The 22,862-nt window shown below is 65.6% G+C and carries 25 protein-coding genes and 1 tRNA gene; 15 read left to right on the top strand and 11 right to left on the bottom strand.

Annotated elements, in window-relative coordinates:
* The 4 genes from BM282_RS18455 to guaB all read right to left on the bottom strand — a co-directional run bounded on the left by BM282_RS18455 (position 1) and on the right by guaB (position 3,924).
* A complete protein-coding gene (locus BM282_RS18455) occupies positions 1-144 on the bottom strand; it encodes a DUF7503 family protein (RefSeq protein ID WP_175501411.1) in 144 nt (47 codons plus the stop codon).
* 203 nt (positions 145-347) lie between these two features.
* Positions 348-950, bottom strand: coding sequence for a HalX domain-containing protein (locus BM282_RS06230; protein WP_089878075.1), 603 nt, complete (start codon positions 948-950; stop codon positions 348-350).
* Between the two features lie 237 nt (positions 951-1,187).
* Positions 1,188-2,264, bottom strand: coding sequence for a TrmB family transcriptional regulator (locus tag BM282_RS06225; protein WP_089878073.1), 1,077 nt, complete (start codon positions 2,262-2,264; stop codon positions 1,188-1,190).
* A gap of 163 nt (positions 2,265-2,427) precedes the next feature.
* Entirely contained in the window at positions 2,428-3,924 is a 1,497-nt protein-coding gene (gene guaB / locus BM282_RS06220) for an IMP dehydrogenase (protein WP_089878070.1), read from the bottom strand.
* 549 nt (positions 3,925-4,473) lie between these two features.
* On the opposite strand from guaB, the gene BM282_RS06210 reads away from it, so the two are divergent.
* The 3 genes from BM282_RS06210 (at position 4,474) to BM282_RS06200 (ending at position 5,949) form a co-directional block, all read left to right on the top strand.
* Complete coding sequence (locus tag BM282_RS06210) at positions 4,474-5,415, top strand: DUF5794 domain-containing protein (RefSeq protein WP_089878064.1); 942 nt, start codon at positions 4,474-4,476, stop codon at positions 5,413-5,415.
* 73 nt (positions 5,416-5,488) lie between these two features.
* Positions 5,489-5,713 carry a DUF5795 family protein gene (locus BM282_RS06205; protein ID WP_089878061.1) on the top strand — a complete coding sequence of 75 codons (225 nt, stop codon included), beginning with the start codon at positions 5,489-5,491 and terminating at the stop codon, positions 5,711-5,713.
* Between the two features lie 57 nt (positions 5,714-5,770).
* A tRNA-Trp gene (locus tag BM282_RS06200) sits at positions 5,771-5,949 on the top strand.
* A 446-nt stretch (positions 5,950-6,395) separates the two neighbouring features.
* Here the strand turns inward: BM282_RS06200 and BM282_RS06195 are convergent.
* From BM282_RS06195 to BM282_RS06180, 4 genes are all read right to left on the bottom strand, one after another.
* Positions 6,396-6,920, bottom strand: coding sequence for a type IV pilin (locus tag BM282_RS06195; RefSeq protein WP_089878058.1), 525 nt, complete (start codon positions 6,918-6,920; stop codon positions 6,396-6,398).
* 211 nt (positions 6,921-7,131) lie between these two features.
* Entirely contained in the window at positions 7,132-7,431 is a 300-nt protein-coding gene (locus BM282_RS06190) for a HalOD1 output domain-containing protein (protein ID WP_245758317.1), read from the bottom strand.
* A gap of 245 nt (positions 7,432-7,676) precedes the next feature.
* Complete coding sequence (locus BM282_RS06185) at positions 7,677-8,462, bottom strand: GTP cyclohydrolase III (protein WP_089878055.1); 786 nt, start codon at positions 8,460-8,462, stop codon at positions 7,677-7,679.
* Between the two features lie 93 nt (positions 8,463-8,555).
* Positions 8,556-8,825 carry a hypothetical protein gene (locus BM282_RS06180; RefSeq protein WP_089878052.1) on the bottom strand — a complete coding sequence of 90 codons (270 nt, stop codon included), beginning with the start codon at positions 8,823-8,825 and terminating at the stop codon, positions 8,556-8,558.
* 82 nt (positions 8,826-8,907) lie between these two features.
* Here BM282_RS06180 and BM282_RS06175 point away from each other — a divergent pair, with 82 nt between their 5' ends.
* The 3 genes from BM282_RS06175 (at position 8,908) to BM282_RS18450 (ending at position 10,601) form a co-directional block, all read left to right on the top strand.
* Positions 8,908-9,702 carry an HAD-IIA family hydrolase gene (locus tag BM282_RS06175; protein ID WP_089878049.1) on the top strand — a complete coding sequence of 265 codons (795 nt, stop codon included), beginning with the start codon at positions 8,908-8,910 and terminating at the stop codon, positions 9,700-9,702.
* Positions 9,703-9,754: 52 nt separating this feature from the next.
* Complete coding sequence (locus tag BM282_RS06170; RefSeq protein WP_089878047.1) at positions 9,755-10,345, top strand: DJ-1/PfpI family protein; 591 nt, start codon at positions 9,755-9,757, stop codon at positions 10,343-10,345.
* 85 nt (positions 10,346-10,430) lie between these two features.
* A complete protein-coding gene (locus BM282_RS18450; protein WP_175501409.1) occupies positions 10,431-10,601 on the top strand; it encodes a hypothetical protein in 171 nt (56 codons plus the stop codon).
* A gap of 93 nt (positions 10,602-10,694) precedes the next feature.
* On the opposite strand, the gene BM282_RS06165 is transcribed toward BM282_RS18450, so the two are convergent.
* On the bottom strand, positions 10,695-11,093 hold the full coding sequence (locus tag BM282_RS06165; protein ID WP_089878045.1) for an OsmC family protein: 399 nt from the start codon (positions 11,091-11,093) through the stop codon (positions 10,695-10,697).
* Between the two features lie 179 nt (positions 11,094-11,272).
* On the opposite strand from BM282_RS06165, the gene BM282_RS06160 reads away from it, so the two are divergent.
* Positions 11,273-13,021 (top strand): PGF-pre-PGF domain-containing protein, encoded by a 1,749-nt coding sequence (locus BM282_RS06160; RefSeq protein WP_139229693.1) that lies wholly within the window; start codon positions 11,273-11,275, stop codon positions 13,019-13,021.
* A 161-nt stretch (positions 13,022-13,182) separates the two neighbouring features.
* Here BM282_RS06160 and BM282_RS06155 read toward each other — a convergent pair whose 3' ends face one another.
* Positions 13,183-14,832: a cache domain-containing sensor histidine kinase gene (locus BM282_RS06155; RefSeq protein WP_089878039.1), complete on the bottom strand. Its 1,650-nt coding sequence runs from the start codon at positions 14,830-14,832 to the stop codon at positions 13,183-13,185.
* Between the two features lie 206 nt (positions 14,833-15,038).
* Positions 15,039-15,755: a metal-dependent hydrolase gene (locus BM282_RS06150; RefSeq protein ID WP_089879441.1), complete on the bottom strand. Its 717-nt coding sequence runs from the start codon at positions 15,753-15,755 to the stop codon at positions 15,039-15,041.
* Positions 15,756-15,909: 154 nt separating this feature from the next.
* Between BM282_RS06150 and BM282_RS06145 the strand changes: the two genes are divergently transcribed.
* The 8 genes from BM282_RS06145 to BM282_RS06110 all read left to right on the top strand — a co-directional run bounded on the left by BM282_RS06145 (position 15,910) and on the right by BM282_RS06110 (position 22,855).
* A complete protein-coding gene (locus tag BM282_RS06145; RefSeq protein WP_089878037.1) occupies positions 15,910-16,590 on the top strand; it encodes a TIGR00266 family protein in 681 nt (226 codons plus the stop codon).
* A gap of 65 nt (positions 16,591-16,655) precedes the next feature.
* Positions 16,656-17,390: a fumarylacetoacetate hydrolase family protein gene (locus BM282_RS06140; protein ID WP_089878035.1), complete on the top strand. Its 735-nt coding sequence runs from the start codon at positions 16,656-16,658 to the stop codon at positions 17,388-17,390.
* 32 nt (positions 17,391-17,422) lie between these two features.
* Positions 17,423-17,806: a DUF1648 domain-containing protein gene (locus BM282_RS06135; RefSeq protein ID WP_089878032.1), complete on the top strand. Its 384-nt coding sequence runs from the start codon at positions 17,423-17,425 to the stop codon at positions 17,804-17,806.
* Positions 17,807-17,958: 152 nt separating this feature from the next.
* Positions 17,959-18,564: a gluconate 2-dehydrogenase subunit 3 family protein gene (locus BM282_RS06130; protein ID WP_089878029.1), complete on the top strand. Its 606-nt coding sequence runs from the start codon at positions 17,959-17,961 to the stop codon at positions 18,562-18,564.
* Entirely contained in the window at positions 18,557-20,185 is a 1,629-nt protein-coding gene (locus tag BM282_RS06125) for a GMC family oxidoreductase (RefSeq protein ID WP_089878027.1), read from the top strand. The genes BM282_RS06130 and BM282_RS06125 overlap by 8 nt, the downstream gene beginning before the upstream one ends.
* Positions 20,186-20,255: 70 nt before the next feature.
* Complete coding sequence (locus BM282_RS06120) at positions 20,256-21,200, top strand: substrate-binding domain-containing protein (RefSeq protein ID WP_089878024.1); 945 nt, start codon at positions 20,256-20,258, stop codon at positions 21,198-21,200.
* Between the two features lie 51 nt (positions 21,201-21,251).
* The gene (hisC, locus tag BM282_RS06115; RefSeq protein WP_089878021.1) at positions 21,252-22,343 is read left to right on the top strand and encodes a histidinol-phosphate transaminase; all 1,092 of its coding nucleotides are present in this window, start codon (positions 21,252-21,254) and stop codon (positions 22,341-22,343) included.
* Entirely contained in the window at positions 22,340-22,855 is a 516-nt protein-coding gene (locus BM282_RS06110; protein ID WP_089878018.1) for an adenylate kinase family protein, read from the top strand. The genes hisC and BM282_RS06110 overlap by 4 nt, the downstream gene beginning before the upstream one ends.
* Positions 22,856-22,862: the final 7 nt, after the last annotated feature.

Below are 22,862 nucleotides of genomic sequence, written 5' to 3'. Positions count from 1 at the left end.
CTACGGACCGTAAATTCCCGTGTTGTTCCCCGCCGCGACGGAGCCCGCCTGCGAGAGCAGCAAGAGCGCGGTGAACAGGACGCCCATCATGCGGGGGTGGTCGGCCAGGTACTGTGCGACTGCGTTCGTGTCAGTTTCGGACATGACGTATAGTCCATATCCCGGGCGATAGATGAATATTTTCGAGTAGTTCTGATATGAAATTAACTCAATTTAGGTTTAATTTCTAACGAATAAACTCGGAGCGTTGCAGAGAGCGTCTCTAACGGTCGTACGACCGTCAAATTGGGCAGACAGTCGTCACTCGGAGGAAATGCGTCGGAGAGAAGAGTGCCAACCGGTCGGTGCTACTCGTCGCGTTCGAGGTTCTCGAACGCGGAGTTGTCACCGAGGTCACGGTAGACCGCGGCGATGTCTCGTTCCTCGTCGAACTGGTGGAGGGTCTCGTCGAGGTCTGCGCGCAGTTCGGACAGGCGCGCGTCGAGTTCGCGGTACTCTTCGTTCTCTTCGAGGGCGATGGATTCTTTCTCGGACTCTAACAGCGCCTTCTTCGACGCGAGCGAGAAGAGTTCCTGTACGCCGTCGTCGTAGCTGTTTCTCAAGAGGAGGTTGTCTACCGTGTCTTCGAGCGCCTCTTTCGAGACCGGTTTGACGAGGTAGTCGTCGAACCCCATCGCGACGATGTCGAAGTCGGGTTCGACGGCCGTCACCATGGCGACGCGACACTCGAAGCCTCGATTCCGTATCTCGGCGAGGGCTTCGTCTCCGGAGAGGTCTGGCATGCGGCGGTCGAGGAGGACGACGTCGACGTCTTCGTCGAGTTCGTCGAGCGCCTCGTGGCCACCGTAGGCGACGCGGACGCGACAGTTCTCTCTGAGCCACGTTGCGTACAAGTCGGCGAGGTCCGGCTCATCTTCCACGATGAGCACGAGCGGCTGGTCAGCACTCATTTGTATGTTCGTGGTGTTGCGGGAACACGCACATCATCGAATGAAACACGGGGCCATATCAAGATACCCCTTATTCTGTCCCGCCTGAACGTTCGAACTTTCTGCCACCACGAGAGTCTGAGAAAGCCTTAGCGGTGTGGTAGTGTTATAATTTTTGGCTATCGGAAGACGTACGATGAGCCATTTGTCGGCTAATTTATATCCCGGCGGTGCGCCGTCACACCGAACGCCGGTGCGTCAGGCCGAGACGTCGGTGATGGTCACGCGCGTCGCCTCGACGTCTTCGAGGACCGCGCCCCACCCACCGACGCTGTAGCGTCCGTCGGCCGTCCGGAGGGTCAGAGACACCTGTCCCGCCAACTGCGACAGTGCGGGTTCGCCGTCGACCTCGGCGGCGCTAGAGTAGTAGACGTCGGTGATCTCTCCGTCGAGTTCGACCGACGCGCCGTTCGCCGTCTCGAACCCGGTGACCGTCGCGCGAACCGTCTCGCCCGCCGCGAGGTGCGGTTCGACGGTCCGGACACACCGCCTGATGTCCGCGAACGCGAACGGCGGGTCGCCGCCGTGTTCGGAGTAGAGCACGTCCCACACCTCCCAGAGACAGGTCTGAAAGTACCAGTGGAAGACGTAGGTGAGCGTGTAGTCGTCGACGAGCACCCCGTACTGGTTCAGCGAGTGCGCGTGCGGGGCGAAGCACGTCCCGGTCCGGTCGACCAACAGGACGAACGGCGTCGGAAGCGTCCGGTGACGCGCCTCGGTGACGACGCCCGCGAAGTTCTCGGCCTCCAGCGTGGAGCGATCGAACTCCGGGTCGGTGTGCAGCGAGACTTTCACAATCACGTCGTCGTCGTGTGCCTCGCGGAGTGCGGGGACCAACTCCTCGTACTGCGCGGGCGTGACCGACAGTTGCACCTCGCTCTCGGCGTCCCGAATGAGCGATTTCGCTCGCTGAAACACCGTGTCGAACCGCTTGACGATGCTCAGCATGTGTCGATTCACCTCCGGCGCCTCCCAGCGTTCCTCTATCTCGTCGGCCGCCTCTTCGAGCATCGACGCCCGCCCGCGCAGGTCGGCGAGCACCGTCTGCGGGTCGCACGCCCGCGCGTGGAGGCTGTCTTGCTCGTACGTCTCGATGTAGCCCTTCGCCTCCAAGTCTCGAAGCACGTCGTAGATGCGGGCCGTGGGGACCGCACAGGCGTCCGCTAACTCGGTCGCACTCGCCGTTCCCAACCGGAGGAGCGTGCTGTACGCCTCCGCTTGGTACTGGGAGAGACCAGCATCTTCGAGAGCGTCGCGGAGTTCCGTGGGGTCCATCGGTACGTTGCGACTACCCCAGCGTCACTCATCATTGTTCCGGAGAGATACGACAGGTGGTGTACCGAATCGCGCGCGAATCGACGGCGTCGCGGCCGGCGAAGAAACCGGGGAACGGAGAGACCACGGTCCGACCGGTAGTCGAGACCGCCCGCGGCGGAGACTACTCCTGCGGGCTGTAGTTCGGCGCTTCGTCGGTGATCATCACGTCGTGCGGGTGGCCTTCCGTCTGGCCCGCACTGGAGACGCGGACGAACTCGGCGCGCTGTTTGAAGTCGGGGAGCGTCTCGGCGCCGACGTAGCCCATCCCGGAGCGCATCCCGCCGACGAGTTGGTGGAGTTCGGACGCGAGCGTTCCCTTGTACGGCGTCGCCGCTTCGACGCCCTCGGGGACGAACTCCTCGTCGTCGTCGGCGTCCTTGAGGTAACGGTCACCGCCGCCGGACTTCATCGCGCCGACCGACCCCATCCCGCGGTACTGTTTGTACTTCTTCCCGTTCATCGTGATGACGCGGCCGGGGGCGGCGTCGGTGCCGGCGAAGTACGACCCGAGCATCACGGCGTCCGCGCCCGCGGCGATGGCCTTGATGGCGTCGCCGGAGTAACGAATCCCCCCGTCGGCGATGACGGGGACGCCCTCGCGCGACGCCACGTCGGCGACTTCGGCGACGGCGGTTATCTGCGGCATCCCGGCACCCGAGACGACGCGCGTCGTGCAGATGGACCCCGGCCCGATGCCGACTTTGAGACCGTCGGCGAAGTCGACGGCCGCCTCGGCGGCCTCTCGCGTGCCGACGTTGCCGACGACGACGTCCGCTTCGACGGTCTGTTTGATGTCGCGCGCGCTGTCGAGGACGTTGAGGTTGTGCGCGTGTGCGCAGTCGATGAAGAGGACGTCCGCACCCGCTTCGTCGGCGGCCTCCGCGCGGTCGGTCTCGAACGGACCGACGGCGACACCGCAGACGAGACGCCCGTCCTCGTCGCGGGCGGCGTTCTCGTGTTCGCGACGCTGGAGGATGCCTTGCATCGTGACCAGACCGACGAGGTGACCGCCCTCGTCCACGACGGGCACGCGCTCTATCTTGTGGTCGTACATGAGTTCGAGCGCTTCGCGGGCCGTGACGTCGCGAGAAGCGGTGATGACTTCGTCCGTCATCGCTTCCTGCACCTCGTCGGACTCGCCGACTTCGAGGTACGGACGGATGTCGGTCCCGGAGATGATTCCGAGCACGACGTCGTCCTCGTCCACGACGGGGGCACCCGAGACGCCCTCGCGTTCCATCATCTCGTCCACGTCGCGAATCGTCTGTGCCGCGCGGGCCGTGACGACGTTCTCACGGCGGATGACGAGTTCGTCCGCGCGCTTGACGCGCTCTATCTCGGCGACCATCGCCTCCACGTTCATGTTTCGGTGGAGCACCCCGAGTCCGCCCTCGCGGGCCATCCCGATGGCCATCCCGCTCTCGGTGACGGTGTCCATCGCCGCCGAGAGGACGGGAAGGTTGAGTTCGACGTTCTTCGAGACGGTAGTCGACACGTCGGCGTCGTCGGGTTCGACGCGACTCTCCATCGGTCGCAGCAGTACGTCGTCGAACGTCAGTGCCTCTGGAACGCGCAGTTTCTCGGAGAAGGATTCTCGTTCGGGAACGTCGTTCGCCATGTAAATCGTCCAGACTACTGCGACAAAAGGGTTGCGAGATAGCACGGGTGTGCAGACTGTTGCCAGCCGTTCCCGAGATGTATACACGTTCGAGGATATCTGTCGGCCGCGACGAGTCGGGATGGTCGTGACGGGACGCGAGTCGACGAGCGGCGCCGACAGACCTCGCAAGTATCACCCGAACCGCCACGAGAGGAGAACGAATCCGAGATTATTCTTCCCTCAGCCAACGATTCGTAGTCCTATTTAAGTATATGACTGAAGGGTGTCTACACCCATGCACCCACATCTCACACAAATTTTAATAGATTAGTGCGACTCTGTGCAGACATGGACTCCGAGCGTCCCGCTGCATCGCGTATCGCCGGTCAGACGAGCTTCCGCTCCGGCATTCTCCTCAAATTTATCGCGATGTGGCGAACATTTACATTCGGGAAACAGGCCCTCCCGAATCTCGGACTCGGAGTACTCGGACGAGCCACCGACGACGAGTCGAGTCGGTTACGTTCGTATCACCGCTTGGCCGATGGTGACGGCCGTTAGACCCGAATGAGTGTCTCACAGCATCCGGTCGCGCTTCGCTTAGAGCAACAGGTGGGCGGCGCGACGCGCCTGCTCGCGACGGTCATGGCGCTTCCGCTCGTCGACGGTATCTTCCCCGCACTCGTCATCGCGGGTGCGCTGAGCGGTCCCGTCGGCATCCTCCAGACCGGACTGCTCATCTTCGGTGGCTCAGCCACCGTCGCGGTCATCCTCGCCGAGATGGAGGGGACGCGCCGCGAACAGGTCACGTCCATCCTGCTTCTCGCCGCGGTGCTGTTACCCGTCGCGGGGTTGGAAGCGGCGTTCGCACAGACCATCAAGACGGTGCTGAACTTCGAGGTGTTCCACCGGTTCGCCGGACTCGTCATCCTCGCCGTCGCGGCGAAGACGGCGTCCTCGGAGGTCGGTGAGAAGCTCCCCTCGCCGAGCGTCATTATCGGTCTCGGACTGGTCGCGAGCTTCGAACCCTCCGGCGCGCAGTTGATACTGACGCCCGACCCGACGACCATCCTGCACGCCGTCGCCGCGGCCGGGACGGGCGTCGCGTTCGCCCTCGCCGTCGCTCTGTCCGCGCCGCGCCTGCGCGGTGCGGTCGACATCGACCGCTTCCGCTTCGGGAGCGCCGTCGCTCTCGGGATGCTCGCCATCGACGTGCTCGGCGTCCTCCCGACGGAGCGTCCCATCGCACTGGGCGTCCTCGGCGTGACGGCGTTGTTCGCGTACGACCCCTCCGCCGGAGACCCGTCCGTCGAAGACGTCGCGGACGACGACAGCGCGGACGGGCCGGAGACGCCCGACGGCGTTCCGACGGCCGCGGCCGTCGCCGACGGCGGCGAACGCGGCGAGACGGACGACGACTCCGCGCTGGAGGACGAACCCTCCACGGCGGCGGAAGACCCCGGCTACGGCTACCCGAGCGAGAACGACTCGCGCGCGCCGTGGCTCTGAGCCGGGTTCGACCAGCTTTTCGGAGAACGCCGTACACGAAGGAGTTACCAGTCCGCCGGTCGTCTGCGCCAGTATGAGCAACCGCGTCGTCCAAGGACGGATGGTGACGCCCGAACGACTCGCCGAACTCGTCGAGGGAGAGCGACCGCTCGAAGCCGAGGCGATAGAGGACGCCGACCGAGACTGCCCCGACTGCGGCGGCAACGTCATCTCGGTGGGCTACATGCCGAGCGTGACGGAGTTCGTGACGGCCTACAAGTGCCAAGACTGCGACTGGAGTGAGACCGACCGCGACTGACGACCGTCAATCGAAATTCCTTTAAGTCGAATCGCCATACGAAGAGACGCACAAGTGGGGGTCGTGGCCAAGCCCGGCATGGCGACTGACTCCAGAGGCAACGCGCCCGGGACGAAACTCCAGACTGATATACCGAGCGACCGACTGATCATCGGTCGTGTTGACGACCCTCTGGAGTTCCGAGGCGCTACACCGGAGATATCAGTCGATCGGGGGTTCAAATCCCTCCGACCCCACTTCTACTCTGAACTCACCCACCCAGCGAGCGCTCCGTCGCTCGCGTACGGCGTGAGTTCAGGTGACGTTTCCGAGGAGGATTGGAACCAAGGAGCGTAGCGACCGAGGTTCAAATCCCTCCGACCCCACTTCTACTCTGAACTCACCCACCCAGCGAGCGCTCTGTCGCTCGCGTACGGCGTGAGTTCAGGTGACGTTTCCGAGGAGGATTTGAACCAGGGAGCGGAGCGACCGAGGTTCAAATCCCTCCGACCCCACTTCTACTCTGAACTCATCCACCCAGCGAGCGCTCTGTCGCCCGCGAGACGCGCCTCCCGGGAGGTTCTGGGCGTATCGTCGACGCCGGCCGAGAACGACAGTCAGAGATAGTCGTCGCGCCGACCACGGAGGAAAGACGAGAGCGAAGAGGCGACCCCGAACCGGGTCGGAAGCGCCGCGAGAGTACCTAGAACTCCCACGTCCAGAGCGTCACGGAGTCGTCCGTCGAAGACGACTGCCAGACGATTCGGACGGTCGCATCCTGCAGGTCCAGATAGTCGCTGTTGTCGATGGCCGCGCCGCCGGCCTCTCTGAAACTACTGCTGTTGATGGAGACCGTCTCTGCGGCAGTGAAGTCGCTCCCCGCCTGCGACGCGAACGGGTTCGGGCCGACGTACACCGCTGGCTCGTTGTCGTTCGGGTCGTCCGTGTCTCTGCTCCACGCCCCCGTCACCGAGATGTTGAGCGCGCCCGTCTGGAGCGTGTCGCCGGCGGTGTGCGTGACGTTGAGGTAGTGGCCGTCCGGCGACGTTCCGACGTTGTCGCGCGTCGAGGTATCGTACTCGGCCGAGAACGCGGTGTTGGGTGCGTCGTCGACGCTGTCGGTCAACTGAAACAGGTACCCGCCCGTCGCCCCTGTGAGCACGACGACGACCGCGACCATCAAGATAGTCGCGACGACGGGACTCACTGCTCTCGTATCAGAATTCATGATTGAACTGCTATTCGTTTCGTCTCACAAAACAGTTGCGCTCAGGAGAAATTCATCGGGAAGAGGTGGCGCGGAGGCGGTTTATCCCCGGACTGGACAGTCGAATAGGGAGAGAGGTGGAGGACGAATCAAAATATCTGTCGAATGATAAAAGGTGTGAGAAGAGGTCGCTCTGCCGGGGAGAGACAAGACGAGAGAGACGAACGAGCGGTTACGCCGAGCGGTCCGAGACGTACTCGAAGTCGACGGTGCCGTCGGACGCGAGCGTCACGTGTCCGCCCTCATACGCGAACCGAATCTCGAACTCGGCGTTCGGCGTCGCGGCGAGGAGGTTCTCCAGTGCGTCCGGGTCGGTCACGTTCGAGAGCGGTTCGAGGTCGACGGCTCGGCACCCCTTCACGTCGGCGACGCGGGAGACTATCTCCAAGGTCGTGCACTCGCGAATCGATGCTCCTCCTGCTCCGGTCCCTGCGTGCGTTGGTGTGGTCTTCCCCATGTAGTGTATTCCCACCTGCAGTCTCCACCGCCGGGGCGCACTCCAGTTCGGCACGGGAGAGCCACCACCACCAGGAAGACTGCGCTTCGAATCGATACGATTCCTACAGTGGTATAATTGTTTTCTTTGCCGCCGTCACGGTCGCTACGGGACACTCACAGGGAGTGCAGATAGATGCTCGAACAAACATTTTCTGCGGGCACCCGGTCGCCGGCCGTCGGTTGTCAGTCGTCAGTCGTCGTTTCCGCAGTCGATTCGGCTCAGTCGTCGGCGACTTCGACGTGGGGCCGGTCGAACTCCACGTCGGTTCCTTCCTCGCGGCAGACTTCGAGCGCGTGCTTCGCCGCGAACCCGGCGACGTGTGCGGTCCGTCCGGTTCCGACGCCGACTTTGAGTTCGACGCCCGCCTCCCGTTCGACGTGTGCGATGGCGTCGCGGTAGTCCGCTTCGTCCATGTCGGGACAGACCGAGATGATGTTGTCGCCGCCGACGAAGAAGGAGAGCGCGCCGTACTCCTCGCGGAGATACCGCATCAGCGTCGCGTACCCCTGTTCGATCTGGATGAACGAGTCGAACTCGTTGAGTCGGTCGGTGTACTTGCCCGTCGCGTCGTTCACGTCGAAGTGGGCAATCTGGAGGTCCTCGGGCATCCTGTCGCTCTCGGCGAGGACGTCACCCGACAGCACTTCTCGTCTGTCGCCGTCCTGCGCGCTCCCGGCGGTTTGGAGGCCGGCCGTCGCCGATTCGAGCGCCTCGACGGGCGATGCGTCGACGCCGGTTCCGAGGCTTATCGTCACCGGATAGCGGTTCGCGATAGACTCTTGCAGGAGTTCGTGGTCCGCCTCGTCGAGGCCGTTCGTGACCGCGACCATGTTGTCGAAGCGGGTGAAGAAGACGTAGCCGTCTCGGCTTCCGACGAACTGTGCGAGGTCGGCGAACAGCCGCGACTGGAGCGTCTGCAGGTCCATCTCTCGGCGTGGCTCGGGGGTGACCGTCCACGGGCCGTAGTTGTCTATCTGGATGAGCGAGAGCTGCGTGTTCGTCACACTCTCTGAGACGGAGTTCGCGCATATCGTTCTTTGGTTCCACGAGCGGGCGGTGCTACCACGTCGTACGGTCGGGACTCACTCCGCGCCTGCTCACTCCACGTACCTGTCCCCCGTGTAGCGCCCGTAGACGACGTCGAGCGCCATCCAGACGAACACCCACAGCACGATGCCGACGAACGCGAGGAACGTCGTCGAGAGCAGTGGAACGAGGTTCGCGACGCTCACCAAGAGCGAGTACGCCGCGAACATCGCCAGTGCGGCGACGACGAGTCCGACCACCCCGAGCAGATAGTGGTCCCGCACCGCGTGCGAGTTCGGATGTGACTTCGCACCTCCGACGCCGACGGTGAATACGACCATGTGTGTACATTGGTGCCATACGTCATAATTCTGCTGCGGCGCGGCGAGCGATTCAACAGGGGGAGCGCTCTACTGAGGAGCGATGAACTATCGAGGCGTCGTTCTCGACGTTGACGGAACCGTCGTCCGAGGTAACGAACCGATACCGGGAGCGGGAGCGGGGATAGACGCACTCGCCGCCGCGGGACTCGAACGCGTCTTCGTCTCAAACAACCCGACGAAACCTCCGGAGGCGTACGTCGAGCGCCTCGGCCGCGCCGGGTTCGACGTCTCCGCGTCGGAGGTGGTCACCGCGGGGACGGTGACGGTTCGGTACCTCACGGAGGAACACCCGGACGACGACCTGTTCGTCGTCGGCGAACCGGGACTGGTCGAACTCCTCGCCGACGCCGGACTCTCGGTCGTCGACGCAGACGAGGACCCGGACACCCTCGTCGCTTCCATCGACCGGGAGTTCGACTACGATACGCTCTGTCAGGCGCTCTGGACGCTCTCGGACGAGCGAGTCGGCTTCGTCGGCACCGACCCCGACATCGTCATTCCGGCCGCCGGACACGACGTCCCGGGGTCGGGGGCGGTCATCAACGCCATCGCGGGCGTCGCCGAACGCGACCCGGACGTGGTTCTCGGGAAACCGTCCGACACCGCGCGCGAGATGGCGCTCGAACATCTCGGCGTCCCCCCCGAGTCGGTGCTCGTCGTCGGCGACAGACTCGACACGGACATCGCGCTCGGCGAACGCGCGGGCATGACGACGGTGCTCGTCAAGACGGGGGTGACCGACGAACGGACGCTGGCCGAGAGTTCGCACGCGCCGGACTACGTCCTCGACTCGCTGGGCGACATCGAACGGGTGCTGAACGGACGCGACGCCTAACGAGACAAATCGTTAAGGTGTCTCCGCCTGCAGGTCACGGTAGGTGACACCGATGGGCAAGAAGATTCTGATGATCGTCGGCGACTTCGGCGAGGACTACGAGACGATGGTGCCGTTTCAGGCGCTTCAGATGGTCGGTCACGAGGTAGACACCGTCTGTCCGGAGAAGGCCGCGGGCGACACGGTGAAGACCGCTATCCACGACTTCCGCGGCGACCAGACGTACCTGGAGACGCGGGGGCACGACTTCGAGGTGAACGCCACGTTCGACGACGTGGACCCGGCCGAGTACGACGCACTCGTCGTTCCGGGCGGACGCGCGCCGGAGTATCTCCGGACGTACGACGAAGTCCTCGACGCCGTTCGGCACTTCTTCGAGGAGGACAAACCCGTCGCGGCCGTCTGTCACGGCCCGCAGATTCTCGCGGCGGCGGGCGTCTTAGAGGGCTACGAGATGACCGCCTACCCCGCCGTCCGCGCGGAGGTAGAGGCCGCCGGATGTTCGTGGGTGGACGGCGTCACCGTGGACGGAAACCTCGTCACCGGACAGGCGTGGCCGGACCACCCCGAGTGGTTGGCGAAGTTCCTCGAACTCCTCGGAACCGAGATATCCGAGGCGGAAGCGGCCGCCGCGGACGACTGACGGGACGCTCTCACCGCGTGCGAGTAGTTCTCTCGTTTGAGAATGTCTGACAAAGCTTATAGTGGGTGGTGCGGTAGAACATACCATGGAAGGTCAGCCGAACAGCCCGTACGTCTTCGACGAAGGCGCCGAAGAACTGCGCGGATCGTACGTCTCCCGAGACGAAGTGGAAGAAGTCGCCGACTACGACCCCGAAGAGAAAGAGGTCGTCATCGTAGAGGGACAAGCCATGAGTTTCCGGGCGTACCGACGCTGACACTCCATGCCTCGGGCGAACCGAGGCGTCTCCAGTTCTGCGCGCAGTCGCTCGACGACTGACGAGTAAAAGAAAACGAGAGTTGCGTCGGCGTTAGAACGCGCCGCCGTGGACGTCGATTTCGGCGTGGAGTTCCTCGCGGAGCGCCGCGTGGACGTGACAGATACCCTCTGCTCGCTCGACGATTTCGTCGAACGTCTCGTCGTCGAGGTCCGCTTCCACGTGGATGGAGAAACGGATGCCAGAGAGGTCGTCGTCGTCGTCGAGGTCCGCGTCGGCGTCGATTTGAATCTTACCGAGGTCGTCGTGGCCGCGCTGTTGGCCGCCGACGCGGAACGCGGGCAGGAAACAGGACGCGTAGTCCGCGACGAGGACGGCGTTCGGGTTCGGACCCGTCTCGTCCGTCGCGTCGATGGTGAGTTCGTAGTCGCCGACCTGACTCGTCGAGGCGAATCCCTCTTCGCTGACAGTGGAAGTTTCGATGTCGCTCATGCGTCCTGATGGTCGGACGCCGTGGCCCTAAAGGTTGCTCAAACGGCACCCGAACTCGTCCTCGACGCGTGCCCGTTCGCACGCCACAAAAACACTCCAAAAATTCATATAGTCTTGTATACAAGACATTCATTAGATAGATAATGAGAGGGCGTACGAACAGAGCGGAGACGGCGAGTGTGACTCTCGTGGTCGTACTCCTCCTCGTCGTTCCGTTCAGTGTTCTCGGTGGGGGAACCGTGGGGGCGGTAACAGGCTGTCAGACGGGCGACGATGCCTGTGAGACGGGCAACGAGTACGAACGCTCGCCGCTCGCTTCGAGCGGATGGAGCGGACTGTTCGGCGCCGGCGACGCTGACGACGACGATTCTGATGGCGACGACGATTCTGACGGCGACGATAACGGGACCGTGACAGAGACCCCCGAGAGTAGTACCCTCGGGACCAGTGTACCGGGCACAAGCACGGTGTCGGACGTCATCTCGACTGTGACGGGAGATTCCGACGACTCCGACGCACCGGGGAAATTCGGTGACGCTCCCGGCCAGAACGACCAAGACGACTCCGACGACTCCGACGCACCGGGGAAATCCGGTGACGCTCCCGGTCAGAACGACCAAGACGACTCCGACGGTGACGACTCCGACGACTCCGACGCACCGGGGAAATCCGGTGACGCTCCCGGTCAGAACGACCAAGACGACGAAGACGACGACGTCTCTCGGGGAATCGACGGGCGGAACGTAACCAACGCTCCGGTATCAGTCTCTCTTCGGACGGCTAACGCCTCCGAGAACGCGAGCGGTACCGAGAAGAGAGACGGCGACGACGACAGCGAAGCGGAAGCAGACGGCGATGACGACGACGTGAAGATAGTCGACGCCACCGTCAGTTCCGTCGACGCGAACGAGCGGACGCGAATCAACCTCACGCCGCCGAAAGCGGCGGCGAACGGGACGCCGAAGAACTCGTCGTCGGACCGTCCGGGGAACGTCTCCGACGGAAGCGCGAACGAGACGGACACGGTGAACGAATCGGTCGACAACGAGTCGATGACGAACGCCTCCGACGAGGACGACGTCACCCTCACCGGGATGGAACTGACGCCGACGCGGAACGGGTCGTTCACGATGAACGTGACGACCGGCGACCGAATCGAGGGGTCGCCCGACTTCGAGACCGACGACGGGTCCGAGTCGATGAAACAGATTCGCGTCGACCACTCCATCTCGAACGACGAACTGAACGGGAGCGTCGACATCGACTTCCGGGTGTCGAAGACGCGGATGGAAACTGACGACGTCGAACCCGACGAAGTGGCGCTGTACCGCTACGAGAACGGGTCGTGGACGGAACTCCCGACCGAAGTCGTCGGTGAGACGCCGACGGCGTACGAGTTCCGCGCCGTCTCGCCCGGCCTCTCCGAGTTCGCCGCCGGGGCCAAGCGGCCGAAGTTCACGGTGGAGACGGTCGACGTCGACGTCGCGGAGATTACCGTCGGCGAGGACCTGCGCGCGCACGTCCAGATTGCGAACGACGGCGGCGCGGACGGCGAGTTCGTCGCGCAACTCCTCCTCAACGGCGACGTGGTCGAACAGCGCGAACTCACCATCGCCGCGGGCGGACAACGGCAGGCGCTGTTCGACCACCAAATCTCCGACTCCGGCGAGTACGAGGTGAAGATAAACGACGTGCTGGCGGGTACCGTCGTCGTCCGCGCGTCCGTCGGCGAGACGGAGACGCCGACCGCTACTGGCGCGGCGACGGAACCCCCGACGACCACCCGACGGTCCGGTGCGACGGGGACCGCACGGCAGACGACCGAAATCTCGGGCATTCGCGCGACGAGTCCCGTGTTCCACCCGACAGCGCTCGTCGCGGTGGTCGTCGTCGCACTCGGCGCGCGGTTCAGACGCCGGTTCCGATAGTCGGTCGGCCGCGACTTCGACACGTTTTCACCGGTCAGTCTCGCGACGACAGAGCGGCGTCACGGGAGAGCGAACGCTGGAGCGCGTCGTATCGGCATCGCGCAGAACGGGCACTCGTGCTCGAACGTCAGTTCGACCCCGTCGTCAGTTCGACCCTGTGGTCAGTTCGACTCCCTCGCCGGTTCCTCGTCGCCGCCCTCCCGCCGCGGGATTCGGAGCGTGACGACGCACCCGCGCGGGTCGTTCTCGCCGAAGGAGACGCTGCCGCCGTCCCTGTCGGCGAGCCACTTCGTTATCCACAGTCCGATACCGCTTCCGTGTTGCAGCGCCGTCTCCTCGCCCTCCTCGAGAACCGCCCGTTCGTGCTCGGGGATGCCGGGGCCGTCGTCCGCCACGGAGACGACGACGTCGTCGCCGTCCGGTGTGACGCGGACGTCGACCGTCGGCGCACCGTTGTCGTTGTGGAGGCAGGCGTTCTCGACGACGTTCCTGACGGCCGGAGTTATCGACGGCGCAGTCGGTTCGTGAGCGTCACCGTCGACGGACAGCGAGACGTCGACGTCGGGGTACGCCTTCCGGGCGTCGGAGACGACTTCCTTCACCGCGTCCGCGGCGTCGACCGTTCGACCGTCGCCGGTGTCGAACTCGCCGTCCAACCACCGCGCCTTCTCGCTCACCGAGACGAGACGCTCGCCCCTGTCGAGAATCGTCTCGGCGGCGTTCGCGGTCTGTTCGTCGTCCGAGCGGTCGGCGACGAGTTCCGCGTAGCCGAGGACGACGTTCATCTCGTTTCGCACGTTGTGTCGGAGGACGCGGTTCAGGACGTCCAGCCGTTGTTCGCGCTCTCTGACGGCCTTCTCGCGTTCGTCGAGTCCCGTCGCGAGCGCGTTGAACCCCTCGCTGATTCGCTCCCACTCCTCTGCGGAGTCGAACTGGAGCGAGTGGCCGTGGTCACCCCGTCGGAGTGCGTCGAACCCGTCGAGAAGCAGTCTCGTCTGCCTGCTGTTGTACACGTACTCCAACACCCACAGGGCGACGATGAGCAGGAGTATCAAGAAGAGTCCGCCGCCCTGCGCGAACGCGAGTTGTTGCAGTCGGGTGTTCAGCGGTCCGCGGTCCCGTTGCACGGTGACGGTCCACCCGTAGGAGTCGACGGTCGCACGGCCCGTTATCGACTGCTCGAACTCGGTTCTGCTCTCGTACAGCGTCGCGTCGTCCGCGTGGACGGTGACGCGCTGGTTCTCTCGCGAGAGCGGTTCGACCGGTTCGAGGAACGTGTCCGAGGAGACGTAGATGGACGCCGCGAGGACGCCGCGAACCGAACCGTTCCGGATGATGGGCGCGCTGACGACGACGAGATACTGGTCTCGCGACTCGACGTACTCGGGGTCGGAGACGGACGCACTGTGGTAGCGCGCCGACCGGAAGTACGACTCCTCGCTCACGTCGGTTCCGATAGCGTCCCGTCGGACCGACTCGTCTATCTGTCCGTCGAAGGCGACGACGGTGCCGTTGGCCGCGACGACTTGCGCCGCGAAGAAGCGACTGTTCGAAACCACCCCCCGAATCACCCCGTTCGCGTTCGAGAAGTCGGCCGTCTCGGGTTGCGAGGCGACGTAGCCGACGTAGTCGGCCCGTTCGTCGAGCGCGGACTGTATCTGGACCGCGGCGATGGTCGCCGACTCGTCGACGCTCGACTGACTCTGCGAGAGCGCCTGCTGTTTGTACAGTTCGAGTCCGCCGTACGTTGCACTCCCGAGAACGAGTGTCAGAACGACGAGGACGAGGGCGAACTTCGTTCGGAGTTTCATCGGCGGTGGGACAGGTCTGTTACCAACCGTCTCCGTGAACCGTCATGAACCTATCGTATAGGAGTACTTTCAGTATCGCTTGTAGTTACTCGCGGGACTGGAGTTCGAGATTGCGGAACGCGGAGGCGTGACGAGTGTCTTCGCGAGACGGGACGCGAACCCAGCGTCGAAAAACGGACGGGTGAGTTCAGCGGCAGGTGTCGCCGTTACTCCAGCGTGAACGTCTCGTCGCCGTCCAGAATCTGGACGTCGGCGTTCGACCCCGTGGCTTTGACCTCTTTCTCGAAGTCGCGGATGTCGATTTCGATGGGCGGGAACGTGTCGTAGTGCATCGGCAACACGTGGTCGACGTCCAACCAGTCGGCGGCGATGGCGGCCTGAACCGGTCCCATCGTGAAGTGGTCACCGCACGGGAGGGCGGCCGCGTCGGGTTCGAGGTACGGCCCGATGACGTCTTTCATCTCGGACATGAGTCCGGTGTCGCCCGCGTGGTAGAACGTCGTCGCGTCCGCGTCGGACTCCTGTGTGGGCTTCTTGTCGCTGATGACGAAGCCACCCGGCATCCCGAGTTCGTGTTCGTAGCCGGTCATCAGACCGTTCGTGTGGTCCGCGCGGTGCATCGTGACGAACGCCTCGCCGCACTCGACGGTGCCGCCGAGGTTCATCCCGATACTGTTCTCGAAGCCCTCCTCGTCCTCCATGTAGCCCGTCAGTTCGGGCACGCCGACGACGGTGGCGTCCGAGAACGACCCCGCGTCGGCGATGTGGTCCGCGTGACTGTGCGTCAAGAGGACGTAGTCGGGAGTGTCAACGTCCTCGGGCGACAGGTCGGTGAACGGGTTATCGAAGAACGGGTCGATGAGGAACGTCGTGCCGTCGACGTCGACGTGCCAGGTGGAGTGGCCGTGCCAGGTGAGTTCCATCGTCATAGCCAGTTCGTCGTTGTCGCGTCAGGCGCTTAAAGCCAACAGTCCACAGACACGTCTGCTTCTTTCACGCGGGTCGGATACTGTCTCGAAAGGGAACGTCTTCGACGCCGGGACACTGATTCTTCACCTGACAGGACGAGTCGGCCGTATGGAGTTCGAAATCGGTTCCAGACCGTCGTTCGCTCTGTTGACCGTCTCGCTCGACGCCGACGAGTCGATACGCGCCGAGGCGGGGGCGATGGTAAGTCACGACACGACGGTGGAGATGGAGACGAACGCCACCGGCGGGTTCCTCAGTTCTATCAAACGGGCGTTCGGCGGCGAGAGCTTCTTTCAGAACACGTTCCACGCGACGGCGCCGGGCGACGTGCAGTTCGCGCCGCCCCTCCCCGGCGATATCGCCCACGTCGACCTGGCCGGCGAGACGCTGTACGTCCAGTCGGGGTCGTATCTCGCGGGCGACGCCGGGTTGGACGTCGACACCGAGTTCGGCGGCGCGCGGACGTTCTTCGGCGGCGAAGGGCTGTTCTTACTGAAGATTTCGGGGACCGGCCCGCTGTTTCTCTCCAGTTACGGGGCCATCGAAGAGATTTCGCTGGACGACCGAGAGTCGTTCGTCGTCGACACCGGCCACGTCGTCGCGTTCGAGGAGACGGCGGACTTCACCGTTCGACGCGTCGGCGGACTGCGCTCGACGCTCACGAGCGGTGAGGGACTCGTCTGCGAGTTCGCCGGGTCCGGGACCGTCTGGGTTCAGTCGCGAAGCCCCGACGCGTTCCTCGCGTGGCTCCTTCCGAAAATACCGCGTCAGCCGTCCACGTCGCAGTAGGTTCCGTCGAGTCGGCGATTTCCGCGAGGGAAAGAACGAAACCGCCACGCGGTGACACACCGCTCATGCACCGCGTCCGCTTCCGCGACCCTGCCGGGTCAGTCCGCGACGGCCACTGGCACGACGACCACGTCTCGTTCGCCGGTGAGACGTACTCCTTCGACGAGGTAGACATCCTCCCGCCGTGCGAACCGACGAAAATCGTCTGCATCGGCCGCAACTACGCCGAACACGCCGACGAGATGGAGAACGAGGTTCCGGACCGACCGCTGCTGTTCCTCAAGGCTCCGAACGCCCTCGCCTCGCATGGCGGCACCGTCCCCCTCCCCGCCGGAAAGGAACGCGTCGACTGGGAGGCCGAACTCGCCGTCGTGGTCGGCGCGCAGGCCCGGAACGTCGCGGAAGACGATGCGATGGACTACGTCGCCGGGTTCACCTGCATGAACGACGTGTCGAACCGGGACGACCAGAACCGAGAGCAGAACTGGGTGCGCGGGAAGGCGTTCGACAACTCCGCACCGCTCGGACCCGTCCTCGCGACGCCCGACGAGGTGCCCGAGGACGCGAGCATCGAACTGCGCGTGAACGGCGAGACGAAGCAATCCTCCTCGCGGGACTACATGATGTTCTCCGTCCCCGAACTGATAGCGGAGATAACGACGTACCTGACGCTCGAACCCGGCGACGTGATATCGACGGGGACGCCCGCCGGCGTCGGCGCACTCTCCGACGGCGACCACGTCGAAATCGAAGTCGAGGGCGTCGGTGTCCTCGAACACGACGTCCGCGCCGCCGAGTAACGGCTTTCCCTTCCGGCGGCGTCCGTCCGCCTATGGCTTCGACGTTCGTCACCGCTGCGTACGCCGTCCTCGCCGTCGCCACCGTGGCGGGCCTCCTCGCGTATCCCTCGCTCCCGGAACGGATGGCCGTCCACTTCGGCGTCGGCGGCCAACCCGACGGCTACGCGCCGCGTCTGTTCGGCGTCCTCGTCGTCCCCGTCGTCGGCCTCGTCGTCCTCGGCGTGATGCAACAGGTATCGACGCCCGCCGACCCGATTCCGGACGCGTTCCTTCTCGCACTCGCCGCCTTCCTCGCGTACGTCCACGGCGTCGTCCTCGCGTGGAACCTCGGCTATCGCTTCAACGTCCTCTACGCCATCCTGCCCGTAACCGGCGTCTTCCTCGTCGTCACGTTCTCGCTCGTCGGCCTCCTCTGACCGTCTCGCCGCTTCGCTCTCGCGCGGTTCCCCGGACGCGATGTGAGGGGAGCGTCCGCGCCGCCAACCACGACGTCACCCGTCTATCCCGACGGCGAGAGCTTCCGCCTCGAACGACAACCCATAAGTTTAGGCCTACCTAATCCGAGTTCGTGAAACTGACGCGACGCGACGCGGTGGTCGCTCTGGCGGCCGTCGGTGGGGTCGGCGCGTCGTCCGTCGCCGCGCGGTTCGACGCGCCTCGGGCGGGAGACGGGGACTGGGACGGGGCGGGCGCCGACGCGTCGGCCGCCTCCGCCGACCTCCTGGACGTGATGGACGCCGCCGCCGCCGCCGTCTTCCCGTCGGACGTCGACGGCCGCCGGACGTTCGTGGAACGCTACGTCGTCGGCCGAACCGAGGACAGGGCGTCCTACCGCGAGGGACTGACGGAGACGGCGGCCGAACTGGACGCCATCGCCCGCGACTGGCGAGACGCGGCGTTCGCCGACCTCTCCGTCGAGACGCGGGACGAGATACTGCGAGGACTCGGCGTGGAGACGGCGGACCCCGAACCCGACGGCACCGTCTCCGAGCGGATTCGGTTCTACGTCGTGAACGACCTGTTGTACGCGTTCTACTCCACGCCCACCGGCGGCCGACTCGTCGGTATCGAGAACCCCGTCGGCTACCCCGGAGGGACGGAGAGTTACCAGCGAGCGACGATGCCCGACGCGGGAGCGGACGGGACCGGAGAGGAGGAGGAGACCGATGGCTGAGACGGGCACACCCGCAGACGAGGACGGCGGCGTCGGCGACGGCGTCGACCGGACGCCATCGCCGCGGGCGGACGTGTGCGTCGTCGGGTCCGGGCCGGCGGGTGCGCTGGTCGCGCACCGACTCGCCGAGGCGGGCGCGGACGTTGTGATTCTGGAGGCGGGGCCGCGGTTCGACTTCTCGCGTCGCGCGGCACAGATGGAGACGCACCTCCGCGCGGGGATGGAGAACCCCTGGGAGATGGGCGGCGAGCGAGACGCCTACACGACCGCGGGGCGACACTACCCGCTGAACGCCGCGCGGGTGAAGGGCGTCGGCGGGACGACGCTCCACTGGCAGGGGATGGTGATGCGCCTGCACGAACGCGACTTCGAGATGCGGAGTCGTCACCGCGTCGGCGCCGACTGGCCCCTCTCGTACGACGACCTGAAACCACACTACCGCGAGGCGGAGACGGCGTTCGGCGTCGCGGGCGCACTGGACAACCCGTACGCGCCGCCGCGGGACGAACCGTTCCCCCTCCCGGCGTTCCCGCCGTCGCACTCGGACTCCATCTTCGCGGAGGCGTGCGAGTCGCTGGGCCTGGACATGCACTCGGTGCCGAACGCGCGCAACTCCGAACCGTACGACGGCCGGGCGCCCTGTCAGGGGTTCGGGACGTGCAAACCGGTCTGTCCGTCCGGAGCGAAGTACACCGCCGAGTCGCACGTCGACAAAGCCGTGGCCGCGGGCGCGAGACTCGTGGACCGCGCGCCCGTCCAGCGACTCGAACACGACGACGCGGGCGAACGAGTCGAACGCGCCGTCTACGCGACGCCCGACGGCGCGGAACACGTCCAGTCGGCCAGACGCTTCGTCGTCGCCTGCGGCGGCGTCGAGAACGCGCGACTCCTGCTCCTCTCGCGCTCGGAGACGTACCCCGACGGCCTCGCGAACACCAGCGGTGCGGTCGGGCGATACTTCATGGACCACCTGTTCGCGGGCGTCGGCGGCCGCGTCGACAGGCGGACGAGACAGAACCACGTCGGCTTCAACACCAGCGAGTGCCACCAGTTCTACGACGACGACTCGCCGGTGAACGGGCTGAAACTGGAGTTTCTGAACTACGCCGGTCCCTCGCCCGTCATCGATGCGACCCACGCGGAGACGTGGGGCGACGAACTCCTCGGCCAGTTGCGCGAGTCGTACGGGACGCACCTGACGATGGGCGCGTTGGTCGAACAACTCCCGCGCGCGGAGAACCGAATCACGCTCGACCCCTCGCGGACGGACGACCACGGCAACCCCGTCCCGCACGTCGAGTGGTCGCTCGATAGCGAGACGAGACGGGCGCTCCGCCGGGCCAACGAGATACAGCGACGCGTGTTCGACGAACTCGACGCGACGGTCGACTGGGTCGTCGGACCCGAGAACACCGGCCCCGCGTACCACCAGATGGGGACGACGCGCATGGGTTCCGACCCCGAGTCGAGCGTCGTCGACGCGGAGATGCGGGCGCACGACCTGTCGAACCTCTGGGTCGTCGGGTCCAGCGTCTTCCCGACCGGCGGGGCGATGAATCCGACGCTCACCATCGCCGCGCTCTCTCTCCGGGCGGCGTCGGCCATCGAGTCGTCGATGTAACCACGGATGGTTTCGCTCTCGGACGAGCGCAACCGAAGTTGTATGTCGGTTCCGTGCGAATCGGTGACTCATGAGACGCCGACGGTTTCTCCGGGCGGCCGGTGCGGCGGGCGTCGCCGCTACCGCCGGGTGCGTCGCCGACAGGGAGCGTTCGGCCGCCGGAGCGGGTTCGGCGACGAGCGGTTCGCAGTCGCCTCGGTCGTCGTCCGACGACTTCCTCACCCTCGCGACGGCGACGACGGCGTACGACACCGGCCTCTTGGACGAACTCCACGCCGGCTTCGAAGCGCGGTTCGGCGTCCGCGTCAAGACGCTCTCGCGGGGGACGGGTGCGGCCCTCCGGACGGCACGCGACGGCGACGCCGACGTGGTTCTCGCACACGCACGCGAGGCCGAAGCCGAGTTCGTCCGCGCGGGACACGGCGTGAACCGACGCGACCTGATGCACAACGACTTCCTCGTCGTCGGCCCGGCGGACGACCCGGCGGGCGTCACCGGGACGGCGGACCCGACGGACGCCTTCGAGCGAATCGCCGCCGAAGAAGCACTCTTTCTCTCTCGCGGCGACGACTCGGGGACGCACGTCCGAGAACGCCGTCTGTGGTCGGCCGCCGACGCCGCACCCGGCGGACGCTGGTACCAGGCCACCGGCGACGGGATGGGTGACACCCTCCGACACGCGGCACGGCGGGGCGCGTACACCCTCGTCGACAGGGGGACGTACCGCGTCTTCGGTGACGACTCGTCGCTGGCCGCGTTCGTGGAGGGACCGCTCGGCGGCGGCCCCGAGATACTGCTCAACGAGTACGGCGTCATCCCGGTCAACCCCGCCCGTCACGACGTGGCGTACGAACTCGCGATGCTGTACGTCGGCTACCTCACGGGGCCGGACGGGCAGGACGTGATTCGCTCGTTCCGCGTGGACGGCGACCCGCTGTTCGTCCCGAACGCGCTCTCGGAGTCGCCGGACTTCGCGCAGTACGGTCCCGACTCGGCGTCCGGCGGCGACGACTGACCGCCGTCCGGTGTAAGCACCCTTAAGAACCGCGAGCGGCATCGTTCGACCATGCAACCGAGGGACCTCTCCGCGCACGAAGCCTACGTGCCCGGGCGCGGAGCCGAGGAGGTGGCCCGCGAACTCGGGATGGACCCCGACGAGTTGACGAAGCTGTCGTCGAACGAGAACCCCCACGGCCCGAGTCCGGACGCCGTGGCCGCCATCGAGGACGCCGCGCCGGAGGTGCACGTCTACCCGAAGACGTCGCACGCCGACCTGACCGACGCCCTCGCCGAGCGGTGGGACCTCGCGTCCGAACAGGTGTGGGTGAGCGCCGGCGCCGACGGCGCGCTCGACTACCTCTCGCGGGCGTTTCTCGAACCGGGGGTCCGCGTCCTCGCGCCGGAACCCGGCTTCTCCTACTACCCGATGTCCGCGCGCTATCACCACGGCGACGTGGCGACGTACCACCTCTCGAAGGCCGACGACTTCGCGCAGACGCCGGAGACGGTTCTCGACGCCTACGACGGCGAGCGCATCGTCTACGTGACGACGCCGCACAACCCCGCCGGGACGGAGATGGCCCGCGCCGACGTCGTGGAACTGCTCGAATCCGTCGCGGACCACACGCTCGTCGTCGTCGACGAGGCGTACGGCGAGTACGCCAGAGAGCCGTCCGCGATTTCGCTCCTCGACGACCACGACAACCTCGCCGTCACGCGGACGTTCTCGAAGGCGTACGGCCTCGCGGGACTGCGAATCGGCTACGCCGCCGTCCCCGAGTCGTGGGCGGACGCCTACGCCCGCGTCAACACGCCGTTCGCGGCGAACGAGGTGGCCTGTCGGGCGGCGCTCGCGGCCCTCTCCGACGACGACCACGTCGAACGCTCCGTCGACTCCGCGGAGTGGGCGCGACGGTACTTCCACGACGAACTCGACGCGAAGACGTGGCCCTCCGGCGGGAACTTCGTCCTCGCCGAAGTCGGCGACGCCACCGCCGTCGCCGAGGCGGCCAAGCGACGCGGCATCATCGTCCGCGACACGAGCAGTTTCGGTCTGCCCGAGTGCGTCCGTGTCTCCTGCGGCACCCGCGAGCAGACGAAACGCGCCGTCGAGGTGCTGAACGACGTCGTCGCCGACGTGGGAGTGCCCGAGGCGTGACCCGTCGAATCGTCCTCACGGGGACGCCCGGAACGGGCAAGACCACCGTGTCGACGCTCGTCGCGGAGCGGACCGGTCTCGACGTGGTCCACCTCAACGACGCCATCGCCGACGAGAAGTTGTACACCGAACGCGACGTCGAACGCGACTCGCTGGTCGCCGACGTCGAGGCCATCACCGAGTGGTTGGGCGACTGGGACGGCATCGTGGAGTCGCACCTCTCGCACCTCCTCGACGCCGAGGAAGCAGTCGTCTTGCGGTGTCACCCCGAGGAGTTGACGAGTCGGCTCCGCGAACGCGGCGAAGCAGAGAGCAAAATCGCCGAGAACGCCGAGTCGGAGGCGCTGGACGTGATTCTCTCCGAGACGGTCGAACGCTTCGGCGAGGACGGCGTGTACGAGATAGACACGACGGACCGACCGCCAGCGGCCGTCGCCGACGACGTGGTGGCGGCCGTAGAGGGCGAGATGAGTCCCCGCGTCGGAACCGTGAGCTTCATCGACTACCTATGACCCACCA

The sequence above is a fragment of the Halogeometricum limi genome (assembly GCF_900115785.1).
GTDB lineage: Archaea > Halobacteriota > Halobacteria > Halobacteriales > Haloferacaceae > Halogeometricum > Halogeometricum limi.
Note: the sequence above shows the minus strand (reverse complement) of the source record. Positions and strands in the feature narration are given on the sequence as shown.